This is a genomic window from Amycolatopsis sp. ATCC 39116 (genome assembly GCF_000231075.2).
Lineage (GTDB): Bacteria > Actinomycetota > Actinomycetes > Mycobacteriales > Pseudonocardiaceae > Amycolatopsis_E > Amycolatopsis_E tucumanensis.
Genome location: NZ_AFWY03000012.1, coordinates 12,224 through 25,288, shown reverse-complemented (window position 1 = coordinate 25,288; position 13,065 = coordinate 12,224). Strand labels below are relative to the sequence as shown.

Genomic DNA, 13,065 nt, shown 5'->3' with positions numbered 1-13,065 from the left:
TTCCATGACCCACCACGCGCATCCCGTGGTCGAAACCCCGGCGGGCGCCGTGCGCGGCGTCCGCGACGACTCCGGTGAGTTCTACCGTGCCATCCCCTACGCGGCAGCACCGATCGGCGCCCGCCGGTTCGCCGCGCCCGAGCCACACCCGGGCCGGCCGGGCGTCCGCGACGGCACGCGGCCTTCGCCCACGGCGCCCCAGCCCGCCCGCGACTTCGGCGAGCTCGACATGACCCCGTACTTCGGGCCGGGCTGGATCCGGGGCGAGGAGTACCTGACCGTCGACGTCCGCACACCCGCCGCGGACGGCGGCAAGCGCCCCGTCCTGGTCTTCGTGCACGGCGGCGGATTCGTCACCGGCTCGACCCGCGCCGCGCTCTACGACGGCCGCGCGTTCGCCCGCGACGGCATCGTCCTCGTGACGGTGAACTACCGCCTCGGCATCCCCGGGTTCCTCGACCTGGACGGCGCGCCGGCCAACCGCGGCCTGCTCGACGTGCTCGCCGCGCTCGGCTGGGTGCACGCCACCATCGCGGCATTCGGTGGTGACCCGGACAACGTCACGATCTGCGGCCAGTCCGCGGGCGCCACGCTCGTCGGGGCGCTGCTCGCGACACCGGAGGCGGGCGGCCTCTTCCGGCGGGCGATCATGCAGAGCGGCAGCGGAACCGGCGCCTTCACCCCGGAACAGGCGCGACGCGTCACCGCCGCGGCCGCTGCCGCGCTGGGTGCCGAACCGACCGCCGAAGCGTTCGCCGCGATCCCCGACGAGCGTTTCGTGGAGATCCTGCCCGCGTTGGCCGGACTCGACCTGCGCACCAGCACCGCCACGGACCCGCTGTCCGGCCTCAGCCAGTTCAGCGTCGTCCGCGCGGTGCAGCCCGCCGACGCCCTCGCCGACGGTCCGGCCCGCGACGTCGACCTGCTGATCGGCACCAACACCGAAGAAGGCCGCCTCTACCTCGTGCCGCAAGGCAGACTGGAGACCACCACGGAGGCGGACGTGCGCGCCCTCGCCGCGCAGGTGCACCCGGACCCGGAGACGGCGCTCGCCGCACTACCGGACGCGTCCCCGGGCGAACTCCGCTCGGCACTGCTCGGGGAGGCCCTGTTCGGGGCCGGGACGCAACGCATGGCGCAAGCCCATGCGCGGCTTTCGGGCGGCCGCACCCACGTCTACTCGTTCGGGTACCGCTCGACCGCCCTCAATGGACGGCTCGGCGCCGCCCACACCGTCGAATTGCCGTTCGTCTTCGACATCGCCGACGAGCCGTGGCTGCACGGTGACACCGGCCTGCTCGGCCCGGACCCCGTCCCGGACGGCCTCGCCAACCGGATGCACGCCGCCTGGGTCTCCTTCGCCCGGACCGGGGACCCGGGCTGGGCGGCCTACGACCCGCGACGACCGGCGGTGGAGACGCTCGGCACCGCGCGCTGACGGTCAGGCGGGGCTGTCGACGGGGAAGGTGACCCGGACCGTGGTGCCCTGCCCAGGCGCCGAGGTGACGTCGACCGTGCCGCCGTGTGCGGTCACGATTCCCTCGACGATGGCCAGGCCCAGCCCGGACGAGCCGCCACCGTCGCGGCTTCGGCTGGGGTCGGCGCGGTAGAAGCGCTCGAACACGTGCTGCAGGTGCTCCGGCGCGATCCCGTCGCCCTCGTCCCGCACCGCGATCAGCACGTCACGCTCACGGGAGCTGACCGTGACGGTGACCGGTGTGCCGGGCCGGGTGTGCTGCACCGCGTTGCCGACGAGGTTGCGCAGGACCTGCTGGATGCGGGGACCGTCACCGTCGACGACCGCTTCCGCCGCCCCCTCCAGGGTGATTTTCCGGTCGGTGCTGACGATCCGGGCGTCGTCCACCACCTCGGCGGCCAGCTCGACCACGTCCACCGGCGCGCGGTTCAGCGGCTGGGCCGCGTCGAGCCGGGCCAGCAGTGCCAGCTCGTCGACGAGCAGCCGCATCCGGCCCACCTCGGCCTGCATCCGCGCCATGGCGTGGTCGAGCTCGTCGCGATCGCGCAGGCCGCCCTGGACGTACAGGTCGATCCAGCCGTGCATGGTCGTCAGCGGCGTGCGCAGCTCGTGGCTGGCGTCCGCGACGAAGCTCCGCAGCCGGTCCTGGGCCCGCTGCTGGCCGTCGTACGCCTTCTGCAGCCTGGCGCTGAGCACGGCGGCGCGCGGGCCGGCGAGCAGCGCGACGAGGGCGGGCCGCCACCGGGAGCGCCAGTTCACCGCTGCTCCGCACGCAGGCTGTACCCGAAGCCCCGCACGGTGCGGATCAGCGACGGGCCACCGAAGTCGATCTTGCGGCGCAGGTTGGAGACGAACCGCTCGACCACACCCGCGTCGCCGCCGAAGTCGTACTGCCAGACGTGGTCCAGGATCTGCGCCTTGGACACCACCCGCCCGGAGTTGATCATCAGGTAACGCAGCAGCCGGAATTCGGTGGGCGACAGCTCGACGGGGCGCCCGCCCCTGGTCACCAGGTGCCTCGATTCGTCCACCTCCAGGTCGCCGCACGACAACACGCCCTCCGGCGCCGCGGACGGCACGCGGCGGGCACGCCGCAGCAGCGCCTCCAGCCGCGCGGCTACCTCCACCACGTCGAACGGCTTGGTGAGGTAGTCGTCGCCGCCCATGCGCAGCCCGCGCACCCGGTCGTCCAGCTCGTCGCGTGCGGTCAGGAACATCACCGGCACGTCGACGCCCCGCGAGCGCAGCAGCTGCAGCAGGTCGAACCCGTCCGTGCCGGGCAGCATCACGTCCAGCACGATCACGTCCGGTGGGCTCGCCTCGATCGCGGCCAGTGCGGCCGGCACGTCGGCGGCGGCCTCGACCTCGAAGCCGGCGAACCGCAGCGCGGACAACAGCAGCTCCCGCAAGCCCGGGTCGTCGTCCACCACGAGAACCTTGTCCACGTTGCCCATCACACCACGTCCCGCGTGGCTGCCGCGAACCTGACGGTTCGCTGAGGGTTGCCTGACGGTTGGTCCGCACCACTGGTGCCACCGGCGCGGCTGGTCCTAACGTTCCTGCCTGCACACCGGAAAACAGTGGGGAGAAATGGAAATGCCGACACGTCGTGGATTTCTTGCCGGCACAGCAGCGCTGGGCGGCGCGGCACTGGTCGCTCCGGCGAAGGCGGAGGGGATTCCGCTCGGTCAGGCGCCGGATCCGGTCACGATCCGGCCGGGTGATCCCCGCTACGAAGACCTCGTGCTGCGCCGGACGAGCGAGCGGTTCTTCCCGCGTCCCGGCTCCTTCCGCCTGCCCACCACCACCGAGCAGGTCGTGCGGGCGGTCGCGGACGCGACGCGCGAGGGCAAACGAGTGACCGTGCGAAGCGGTGGGCACTGCTACGAGAACTTCGTCGGCGACGGCGCGGAGGTGATCATCGACATGTCCGCGATGCGGCAGGTCACGTTCGACCGGCGGCGCAACGCCTTCATGATCGAGCCGGGCGCGACCCTGTGGGAGGTGTTCGAGCGGCTCTACCTCGGCTGGGGTGTCACGATCCCCGGCGGCCAGTGCGGCGGTGTGGCCGCGGGCGGGCACATCCAGGGTGGCGGTTACGGGCCGCTGTCCCGGAGTCTCGGGTCGGTCGTGGATTACCTGTACGCGGTGGAAGTCGTGGTGGTGGACCGGTTCGGACGGGCACGCGCGGTGGTCGCGACCCGCGAGCAGGACGACGAGAACCGGGACCTGTGGTGGGCGCACACCGGTGGTGGCGGCGGGAACTTCGGCGTGGTCACCCGGTACTGGGTGCGCTCGCCCGGCGCGACCGGTGACGATCCGGCCCGCCTCCTGCCGAAACCACCCGCGGTGACACTCGGCGCGACGATCGGGTGGCGCTGGCAGGACACCACCGAGGAGTCGTTCCACCGGCTGCTGCGCAACTACGGCGAATGGCACGAGCGCCACAGCACACCCGGCTCCCCCTACGCCAGCCTCTTCAGCCCGATGCTGATCACCCGGCGCAACACCGGCGCCGACCCCGGCGCGTTCGTCATGGTGGCCACAATGGACGGGACGCTGCCCGACGCGAACCGGCTGCTGAGTGAATACGTGCAGGAGATCACCGCCGGAGTCCAGGGCACGATCACGGTGGAGCCGCCGCACCGGCTGCCGTGGCTGGCGGCGGTGAAGGCCGGATCGCTCAGCCAGGAAGACGAATCCGGGATGTTCAAGGCGAAAGCCGCCTACCTGCGCAAGCGGTTCACGGACGCGCAGATCGGCACCGCCTACCGCTACCTGACGAGCACGGACCACCACAACGAGCGGGCGGTGCTGCTGCTGGTGCCCTACGGCGGCAAGGTCAACACCGTCGCGCCGGACGCGACCGCGCTGGCCCAGCGGGACAGCATCATGAAGGCGATCTACACCGTCACCTGGACCGACCCCGAGGGCGAGCAGGCGAACCTGGACTGGATCCGGCGCTGGTACCGCGCGATGTACCAGGACACCGGAGGGGTGCCGGTGCCGGGCAGCGTGACCGACGGCTCGTACATCAACTACCCGGACGTCGACACCACCGATCCGGAGTGGAACAGGTCCGGAGTCCCCTGGCACACCCTGTACTACAAGGACAACTACGGGAGGCTCCAGCAGGTCAAGGCACGCTGGGACCCGCGGGACGTGTTCCACCACGCCATGTCGGTCAGGCTGCCGGACCAGGCTGTGTCCGGCTGAGGCCCCGCCAATTACGGCCCACGAGGTTCGAACTTCCCGGGAGCGGGATCCGCCCACATCTTCCGCCGCTCGTCCAGAAAGCCCCGCACCAGGCCGAAGAACAGGTTCAGGCTCTCCTCGTCCACGTCGCCTAGTCCGGATTCGCCTCGATGTCGGCCGATCATCCTGGTCACCAGCGAGGCCGGCTGGCGTTGTCCATCACTCAGCCTCCCGATGTGAACCTACCGGGATTCAGCCTCACTGCCCGCGATCGTTCGCGGAGCAGCGAGGCGCTCCCGGCATTACCGAAGTCTGACGTGTGCGCCGCGGCGGCTGGGTGGCTGCCGAGACGCCCCTAGGGTGGCCGCCATGCGGGTTCTTCTCACCGGGGGCGCCGGGTTCATCGGTTCGTGCGTTGCCGATCTCCTGGCCGCCGAGGGGCATGACGTTCTGGTGCTCGACGACCTCCTTCCCCAGGCGCACGACAGCGACACGGTGCCGGCCTACCTCGCGGGGCACCGGTTCGTCCGGGGCACCCTCGCCGACGCCGAAATCGTGCGTGATCTCCTGGACGGGGTGGACGCCGTGTGTCATCAAGCCGCTGTCGTGGGGCATGGGCTCGATCCGGCGGACGCTCCGCTCTACGCGTGGCACAACGACTACGGCACCGCGGTACTGCTGGCCCAGATGCACACCGCCGGGGTCGGGCGGCTGGTGCTGGCCTCCTCGATGGTCGTCTACGGCGAGGGGCGCTACCGGTGCCCGGCTCACGGCCTGGTCGATCCCGCCGCTCGCACACCGGCAGCGCTCGACGCCGGCCGGTTCGAGCCGCCCTGTCCGCGCTGCGGGGCCGACCTCGAACCGCTCCTCGTGCCGGAGGACGCGCCCCTGCGGCCGCGCAGCACGTACGCCGCCACGAAGCTCGCGCAGGAACACCTGGCCGCTGCCTGGGCGCGGCAGACCGGCGGCAGCGTGTGGGCCCTGCGCTACCACAACGTGTGCGGGCCCCGGATGCCGCGCGACACCCCGTACGCCGGCGTCGCGGCGTTGTTCCGCTCCGCGCTGGAACGCGGTGAAGCGCCGACCGTCCTCGAAGACGGGCGGCAGCGGCGGGACTTCGTGCACGTCGAGGACGTCGCCGACGCGAACCTGCGCGCGCTGACCACTCCGGGCGCGCCGGGCGAGCTGACTCCGGTCAACGTCTGCTCCGGCACCCCGCACACCGTCGGCGAGCTGGCCACCGAGCTGGCCCGGGCCTTCGGCGGTCCGCCCCCGGTGGTGGCCGGGGGCGCGCGGCCCGCCGACGTCCGGCACGTCGTGGCCGATCCGGCCCGCGCCCGCGACCTGCTGGGGTTCACCGCGAAGATCCCGTTCGCCGAGGGGATCGCGTCCTTCGCCGCCGCGCCGCTGCGTGCCTGAAGTCAGTGCGCGGCGAGCGGGAGGCGGACCTCGAACCGGCAGCCCGCGCCGTGGTTGCGCACCCCGATCCGGCCGTGGTGCGCCTCCACCAGCCCCTTCGTGATCGCCAGCCCGAGCCCGGCGCCGGTCGCGCCGGACGGGTCCGGGGTGCGGGCCGCCGTGCCGCGGAAGGCGACGTCGAACACCCGGGCCAGCTCGTCGTCCGGGATGCCGCCGCACCCGTCGTCCACGGCGAGCAGCGCGTCGCCGCCCTCGACGGCCACCCGCACGGACACCGTGCCGTCCGGGGGCGTGTGCCGGATCGCGTTGGAGACCAGGTTCTGCACGATCCGCGCCAGTTCCGGGTCGCTGCCGAACACGACCGGCCACGACTCGGACTCGGCGCGCACGCAAACCTGCTTCCGTCGCGCGATCGGCGCCTGCGTCGCGACCGCGTCGCTCACGACGTCGCGCAGCGGCACCGCGGACATCGACAGCCGCAGCGCGCCGGCCGTGATGCGGGACAGCTCGAACAGGTCGGTCACCATGCCGGAGAGCCGTTCGCTCTCGCCGCTGATCCGCTGCGCGTAACCGGCGACCTCGCGCTGGTCGGAGACGATGCCGTCGGCCAACGCCTCGGCCATCGCCCGGATCCCGGCCAGCGGGCTGCGCAGGTCGTGGCTGATCCACGCCACCAGGTCGCGCCGCGCGGCCTCGGCCATCCGCTCACGCTCGCGCGCCTCGCGCTCCCACACCGTGCGCCGCGCGATGGTGCGGCCCAGCACGATCGCCGCGGGCACGGTGACCAGCCCGACGAGCAGGCACACCAGCATCATCGTGGTCATCGCCGGGGTGAACATGAAACCGCTGACGCCGAGCACGCCGGTCAGCGTCGCCAGCACCGGGATCAGCACGAGCACCGTCAGCGTGGTGGCGAGCGAACGGCGCCGCAGGACGTACAGGACCAGCCCGCCGGCGAGCGCGACCGGCAAGGCGAACAGCAGCGCCACCGGCAGGATGTGCCAGGCGTGCAGGAGCATGTCCCGCCACGGTTCGGTGGGTTCGATCATGGCCGCACCGGGTCGTAGCGGTAGCCGACACCCCACACGGTGGCGATCCGGGTGGGCTTGGCCGGGTCGTCCTCGATCTTCTCGCGCAACCGGCGCACGTGGACGGTCACGGTGGACTGGTCGCCGAAGTTCCAGCCCCACACCTTCTCCAGCAGTTCCTCGCGGGAGAACGCGGTGCCGGGCTGGGCGAGGAAGAACGCGAGCAGGTCGAACTCGCGGGTGGTCAGCGACAGCGGCCGCCCGTCGAGGGTCGCCTGGTGGGCGCTCAGCCGCAGCCGCAGCCCGCCGTCGGTGAGCACGTCGGGCGCGGGTTCGCGCGCCGGCAGCCGCGCCCGCCGCAGCACCGACATCACCCGCAGCGCGAGTTCGCGCGGGCTGAACGGTTTCGTCACGTAGTCGTCGGCGCCCAGGCGCAGGCCGGCGATGCGGTCCTCCTCCTCGCCGAGCGCGGTCAGCAGGACCACCGGCACCGCGGTGCGTTCCCGCATCCGGCGGCACACTTCCAGGCCGTTCATGCCGGGCATCATCACGTCGAGCACGACCAGGTCGGGTTCGCGCCCGGCGAAGCGGCGCAGCGCCTCGTCGCCGTTCCCGGCGAGTTCGACGGTGAAGCCGCCCGCTTCGAGGTAGCGCCGCACGACGTCGCGCACCGTCTCGTCGTCGTCCACGACGAGGATGTGGCCTGTTCCAGTCACGTCCGCCCTACCAGTACGTCAGCACGAGGTGGTTCACCGCGAGCGCCGTGACGGCCTGGCCGGCCAGCCAGACCCGGCGCCGGCCCGGCAGCAGCGACACCGCGGGCACCAGCCACACCAGGAATGGTAGCCAGATCCGCTCGGTCTCGGCCTTGGACAACCCGGACAGATCCGCCAGCACGACGGCCAGCGCCGCGGCGGCGACCAGCAGCAGCACCGGGTCGCGCCACCGCCGGACCAGCACCACGCGCCGCACCCCGGCGACCACCGCGGGCCCGGACGCGATCACCAGGCACGCCAGGTTCGCCCACACCCAGTAGGAGTACGGCCGCTCGGCGGCGATGCCCTGGTAATACCGCTCGACGACGAGATGGTAGCCGTCGAGCCACCAGAACCCGGCGAGCGCGAACACACCGGTGACGGCGAGCGCGCCGGCCAGCGCCAGCGGCAACGCTCGGGTGACGCTCCGCCCGGCGACCGCCACCGCCAGCGCGACCACCCCGAGCAGGACGAGCCCGTAGGACAGGAAGATCCCGAACCCCAGCACCACGCCACCGGACAACGCGGCCGGGACCGCCGAACGCCGCCCGGTCCGGAAGGCCGGCGTCGCGTGCGCGAGCAGGGCGATGCCCACCGCGGTGACCCCGGCGAACAGCCCGTCCGCGGAGGCGCCGATCCACACCGCGCCCGGGAAGAGCACCAGGAACGGCAGGGTCGCGCGCGCCGCGTCGGCCCGGCCCAGCGCGGACAGCGTCACCGCGACCGCGGGCACGACGAGGCACCCGGCGAGCACGCACACCACGGCGGCCCATCCCCCGCCGGACAGGCCGAGGCGGTCGAGCCACACGAACACCAGGGTCGCGCCCGGCGGGTGCCCGGACACGTGGGTGGTCCACGAGTCCGGCTTCAAGTCGAGGATCCGCGCGGTGAACCCGCGCAGCATGGCCGGAATGTCCTGGATGCCCGGAACCTCGTGCAGGTACTCGTTCGGGTTGGTCAGGCGCCCGGCGAGGCCGCGTTGCCAGCCGTCGACGAGCGCGAGCGCGAACGTCCAGGCCAGCGCCGCGAGGTAGGACCCGGCCAGCAGTGGGCGCCACGCCGTCGTCCGCGCGAGCGACGGCCCCCAGCCGACCACCGCGAACGCCACCATGACGGCGAGAACCGTGCCCGGTCCGGCGTGCGGCGACCAGACCCCGAACAGCGGCGCGGCCGGTGCGAGGAGGGTGACCCCGGAACCGGGCCGGTTGAGGTAGGCGCCGACCGCGACAGCCACCGCGACCAGCGCGCACGCGCACACCACGGTCACCAGGTCCGCCCGGCGGCCGCTGCGCTCCGGCGCCCGCACCGCGTCCACCCGCACCTTTGTCCCCTTCCGCGCCGGCTTCGCGCACCGTAGCCCGTCGCGCGCGCCGACGGCGGCGGTCGCGCCGATCCGTCAGGAGTCGGTAAGAATTGTCAAGGCGTCATGATTCGGTAAGGGCGGCAACGGTTCTCAACTCTCCACCGTGGACATACCGTCCGGTGTCGTGGATGTGATCCTGCCCTGTCTCGACGAAGCCGGTTCCCTGCCCGGCGTGCTGTCGGCGCTGCCGCCCGGGTGCCGGGCGATCGTGGTCGACAACGGCTCGACCGACGGCTCGGCCGAGGTCGCCGCCGCCGCGGGCGCCAAGGTGGTCAGCGAACCGCGCCGCGGCTACGGCGCGGCCGTGCACACCGGTCTGGAGCACGCGACCAGCGACCTCGTCGCCGTCCTGGACGCCGACGGCTCGCTCGACCCCGCCGCGCTGACCGTGCTCGCCGGGGTGGTCGAGCGCGGTGAGGCGGACCTGGCGGCCGGGCGGCGCCGTCCGGTTCCCGGCGCCTGGCCGTGGCACGCCCGCGTGGCCAACGCCGTGTTGTCGGCGCTGCTGCGGCTGCAGGGCGTGCCGGTGCACGACATCGCGCCGGTCCGCGTGGCCCGCCGGGAAGCGCTGCTCGGGCTCGGCGTGACCGACCGAGCGTCCGGCTATCCGCTGGAACTGCTGATCCGGGCGGGACGCGCCGGGTGGGTGGTGCGCGAGTGCGACGTGGTCTACCGGCCGCGGTCCGCGGGCCGGTCGAAGGTGTCGGGTTCGGTGCGCGGAACCGTGGGCGCGGTCCGCGACATGGCGCGGGTGCTGCTCGGATGACCGCCCGGTTCTGCCTGCTGGTGGTCGCCAAGGCGCCGGTGCCCGGGTTCGCGAAGACCCGGCTGTGCCCGCCCGCGTCGCCGGAGCAGGCCGCCGAGATCGCCGCCGCCGCGTTGCTGGACACGCTCGACGCGGTCGCCGCGACCCCCGGGGCGGTGCCCGTGGTGGCCGTGACCGGGGACTTCGCCGCGGCCGCACGGTCGGCCGAGATCCGGCACGCGCTGGCGCGGACGACGGTCCTGGATCAGCGCGGCGGGCCCTTCGGGGAGCGGCTGGCGAACGCGCACGCCGACACCGCCGCCCGGCACCCTGGGCTGCCCGTGCTGCAGATCGGCATGGACACCCCGCAGGTCCGTCCGGAGCTGCTCGCGGCGGCGGCCGCGGACCTCACCGCGCACGAGGCGGTGCTGGGCCGCGCGCCCGACGGCGGCTGGTGGGCCCTGGGCCTGCGGGACCCGGCGGCCGCCCGCGTGCTCGAAGACGTGCCCATGTCGCGATCGGACACCGGCGAGCGCACGCACGCGGCCCTGTCCCAGCGTGGCGTGGTGCCGCGCGAGCTCACCGAATTGTCCGATGTGGACACGATGGCGGACGCTCGTGCGGTGGCTTCGGCGTGCCACGGGCGGTTTCCCGTCGCGGTGGCGGCGGTGACGCGGTGAGCGGGCACTTCGACAGCGCGCTCCTGGGCGGGCACTGCCGCCTGGAACTGGCCGACGGCAGCCGGATCGAGCTGCCCGCTGGGCGCTGGCTGCGCGATCCCGGCGCCGCCGACGAGCTGCTGCTCGGCCGCTGCTGGGGTCCGACCCTGGACATCGGGTGCGGTCCCGGTCGTCTCACGGCCGCGCTCGCGCGGCGGGGTGTCCCGTCGCTGGGCATCGACGTGTCCGGCACCGCGGTCCGCCTGACCCGCCGCCGGGGCGGGGTGGCGCTGCGGCGCGACGTGTTCGACCGCGTTCCCGGGGCCGGCCGGTGGCGGCACGTTCTCCTGGCGGACGGCAACATCGGCATCGGCGGTGATCCGGTGGTGTTGCTGCGGCGGGTGTTCGAACTGCTCGGTCCCGGCGGCCGGGCGCTCGTCGAACTGGACCCGCCCGGCGCGGCGGTGCGGCGGGAGCGGGTGCGGGTCGACGGGAGCCCGTGGTTCCCGTGGGCCTGGCTGGGCGCCGACGCACTCGCCGGCGTCGCCGCGGCCGCCGCACTGGCGGTGTCCTGGACCGCGGCGCACGGCGGGCGGCACTTCGCCGAGCTCAAGCGCGCCGGCTGAGGAGCAGGCGCACCCCGTAGGCGAGCCCGGAAACCACGAACATGCCCAGGACCAGCCACAGCCAGCGGCCGAGGTAGGGCTGCTGGTCCAGCCCGGTGGCGGCGAGGTGGGTGGCCTCGCCCTGGCGGACGATGCCGGGCAGGAACAGCAGGAAGGTCAGCCCGGCGCCGAGCAGGGGCAGGCGGACGTGGTTGACGATCCGGACGGGCAGCCGCGCCAGTGCCCGTCCGGCCACCGCGCACAGCGGGAACACCACGAGGTCGTGCACGACAGCGGCGCCGGCGAACCAGACCAGCATCGTCGGCAGATCCGGCTCGCCCAGCAGGAAGGATCCGGCGTAGGCGGCGAGCGCGAGGCCCGCGAGCAGGGCGATGAGCCGTTTCACGGTGCGCTCCGGAAGGCGATCGAGCGCACCCATTTCGTGCAGTGCACGCCGGGCAGCGCGGGGACGATGATCCGGGCCGGGAAGCCGTGGTCGGGGCTGAGGTCTTCGCCGTTGACCCGCAGCGCGAGCAGCGAGTCGGGATCGGTCGCCTGGCCGGAGTTGAGGGTCGCCTGGGCGAACGGTCCCCGTTCCAGCGAGGTCACCGACGCCGAGGCGGGGTGCGGGATCCCGGCGAGCGCGGCCAGGTCGCGCAGCCGCACCCCGGTCCAGGTCTGCACGGTCGACCACCCCTCGACGCAGGCGATGGGCAGGCGCGCGGTGTGCTGGGGCAGGGCGAGCAGGTCGTCGCGGGTGAGGACGCGCTCGTGCCCGCCGGTGAGGGTGAGCCGCCAGCCCGCGCCAGTGCTCTCGGCGGTGATCCCGGCCGCGACGGCGGTTCTGTTGACGGGGAACCCCTCCCCCGATTGCCTGCCGCGCGGCAGGAGCAGTGCCAGGTCCCGCAACGGGCCTCCGGTCGACTGTCCCGCGGTGAGGAGGCCGACGAGCAGGGCTCCGCCGCCGACGGTGCCGAGCAGCCCGCGGCGGCTCAGGGTCGGGGGTGCGGGGTCGGCGGCGACGAGCCCGGTGTCGTCGGGTGGCTCGGGCACCGTGTCCTCGCGCGAGGTGGCCAGTTCGCGGCGCAGGGAGCGGGATCGCAGCGCGCGCACGGTGGTGGGGAGTTTGAGCGCGACGTGCGTGACGAAGGAGGCGAGGAAGACCCACGCGCCGATGTAGTGCCCGGTGTAGAAGCTGAACCCGAAGACGTAGTCGTACTGGATGTTGAGGATCCCGGTGGCGAACTCGAACAACGTGCTGCCGACCAGGAGCAGCAGGGAGATCCGTTCCAGCGCGTGGGTGAGCGAGCGGACCGGTGGCCAGGCGAACAGCTTCGGGATGACCGACCACAGCTTGGCCAGCACGACCGGTGCGAGCACCAGCCCGAGCCCGACGTGCAGGCCCTGCGTCAGCTGGAACAGCCACGCCGGACGCGTCGGCCAGTCGAACGCCGGCAGGCGCAGCCAGCCGACGTCCGCGGGAATCCCCTGTCCCGGCCCGTAGGCGGCGTGGTCCAGCAGGCCGGTGACGATGACGAGCGGCAGGCAGGCCAGCAGCACCACGCCGAGGACGGAGGTGAGCCAGGGGCCGCGCAGCGGGCTGCGGAACCGGATGTGCCGCAACACGCGCGGCGGTGGCGTTGTCACGCAGGCGATGCTAGGTCCGCGCCCGCGTCGTCCGGCCGTTCCCGGGCGTTGCGTTGAGACTCTCGTAAGATCCGCGGCCGCCCGTACCGGACCCGCACCGGAACCGCACACCGCGCGGGGAAGGGGCGCGGACAGTGTCAGCGGAACGTCGCCGCCACGCACGCCACGAATG

General features: G+C 73.4%; 13 protein-coding genes. 6 read left to right on the top strand and 7 right to left on the bottom strand.

The features are described from left to right. Positions 1-4: 4 nt before the first annotated feature. On the top strand, positions 5-1,438 hold the full coding sequence (locus AMY39116_RS0315830) for a carboxylesterase/lipase family protein (protein ID WP_020418612.1): 1,434 nt from the start codon (positions 5-7) through the stop codon (positions 1,436-1,438). Positions 1,439-1,441: 3 nt separating this feature from the next. Here AMY39116_RS0315830 and AMY39116_RS42915 read toward each other — a convergent pair whose 3' ends face one another. After that, entirely contained in the window at positions 1,442-2,236 is a 795-nt protein-coding gene (locus AMY39116_RS42915; protein WP_020418611.1) for a cell wall metabolism sensor histidine kinase WalK, read from the bottom strand. Continuing rightward, positions 2,233-2,931 carry a response regulator transcription factor gene (locus AMY39116_RS42910; RefSeq protein WP_020418610.1) on the bottom strand — a complete coding sequence of 233 codons (699 nt, stop codon included), beginning with the start codon at positions 2,929-2,931 and terminating at the stop codon, positions 2,233-2,235. Before AMY39116_RS42910 ends, AMY39116_RS42915 begins: the two co-directional genes overlap by 4 nt. A gap of 136 nt (positions 2,932-3,067) precedes the next feature. On the opposite strand from AMY39116_RS42910, the gene AMY39116_RS0315815 reads away from it, so the two are divergent. Next, positions 3,068-4,693 (top strand): BBE domain-containing protein, encoded by a 1,626-nt coding sequence (locus AMY39116_RS0315815; RefSeq protein ID WP_039791546.1) that lies wholly within the window; start codon positions 3,068-3,070, stop codon positions 4,691-4,693. A 348-nt stretch (positions 4,694-5,041) separates the two neighbouring features. Next, entirely contained in the window at positions 5,042-6,091 is a 1,050-nt protein-coding gene (locus AMY39116_RS0315805; protein ID WP_039791553.1) for an NAD(P)-dependent oxidoreductase, read from the top strand. Between the two features lie 2 nt (positions 6,092-6,093). Here the strand turns inward: AMY39116_RS0315805 and AMY39116_RS0315800 are convergent, their stop codons facing one another. Genes AMY39116_RS0315800 through AMY39116_RS0315790 form a run of 3 tightly spaced genes read right to left on the bottom strand, consistent with a single transcriptional unit; the run spans position 6,094 to position 9,195 of the window. Then, positions 6,094-7,140 (bottom strand): sensor histidine kinase KdpD, encoded by a 1,047-nt coding sequence (locus tag AMY39116_RS0315800; RefSeq protein WP_020418606.1) that lies wholly within the window; start codon positions 7,138-7,140, stop codon positions 6,094-6,096. Then, positions 7,137-7,808 (bottom strand): response regulator, encoded by a 672-nt coding sequence (locus AMY39116_RS0315795; protein ID WP_020418605.1) that lies wholly within the window; start codon positions 7,806-7,808, stop codon positions 7,137-7,139. The genes AMY39116_RS0315800 and AMY39116_RS0315795 overlap by 4 nt, the downstream gene beginning before the upstream one ends. 34 nt (positions 7,809-7,842) lie before the next feature. Beyond that, entirely contained in the window at positions 7,843-9,195 is a 1,353-nt protein-coding gene (locus AMY39116_RS0315790; RefSeq protein WP_020418604.1) for a hypothetical protein, read from the bottom strand. 166 nt (positions 9,196-9,361) lie between these two features. On the opposite strand from AMY39116_RS0315790, the gene AMY39116_RS0315785 reads away from it, so the two are divergent. From AMY39116_RS0315785 to AMY39116_RS0315775, 3 genes are read left to right on the top strand one after another with little or no spacing between them, the layout of a single operon-like run. Continuing rightward, positions 9,362-10,003 (top strand): glycosyltransferase family 2 protein, encoded by a 642-nt coding sequence (locus AMY39116_RS0315785; RefSeq protein ID WP_202961431.1) that lies wholly within the window; start codon positions 9,362-9,364, stop codon positions 10,001-10,003. After that, positions 10,000-10,662, top strand: a complete 663-nt coding sequence (locus AMY39116_RS0315780) for a DUF2064 domain-containing protein (protein WP_020418602.1) — start codon at positions 10,000-10,002, stop codon at positions 10,660-10,662. Before AMY39116_RS0315785 ends, AMY39116_RS0315780 begins: the two co-directional genes overlap by 4 nt. After that, positions 10,659-11,267, top strand: coding sequence for a bifunctional 2-polyprenyl-6-hydroxyphenol methylase/3-demethylubiquinol 3-O-methyltransferase UbiG (locus AMY39116_RS0315775; protein ID WP_020418601.1), 609 nt, complete (start codon positions 10,659-10,661; stop codon positions 11,265-11,267). The genes AMY39116_RS0315780 and AMY39116_RS0315775 overlap by 4 nt, the downstream gene beginning before the upstream one ends. On the opposite strand, the gene AMY39116_RS0315770 is transcribed toward AMY39116_RS0315775, so the two are convergent. Continuing rightward, positions 11,251-11,652: a hypothetical protein gene (locus tag AMY39116_RS0315770; protein ID WP_157358565.1), complete on the bottom strand. Its 402-nt coding sequence runs from the start codon at positions 11,650-11,652 to the stop codon at positions 11,251-11,253. The genes AMY39116_RS0315775 and AMY39116_RS0315770 overlap by 17 nt on opposite strands. Further along, a complete protein-coding gene (locus AMY39116_RS0315765; RefSeq protein WP_193354358.1) occupies positions 11,649-12,893 on the bottom strand; it encodes a molybdopterin-dependent oxidoreductase in 1,245 nt (414 codons plus the stop codon). Before AMY39116_RS0315765 ends, AMY39116_RS0315770 begins: the two co-directional genes overlap by 4 nt. Between the last annotated feature and the right edge of the window lie 172 nt (positions 12,894-13,065).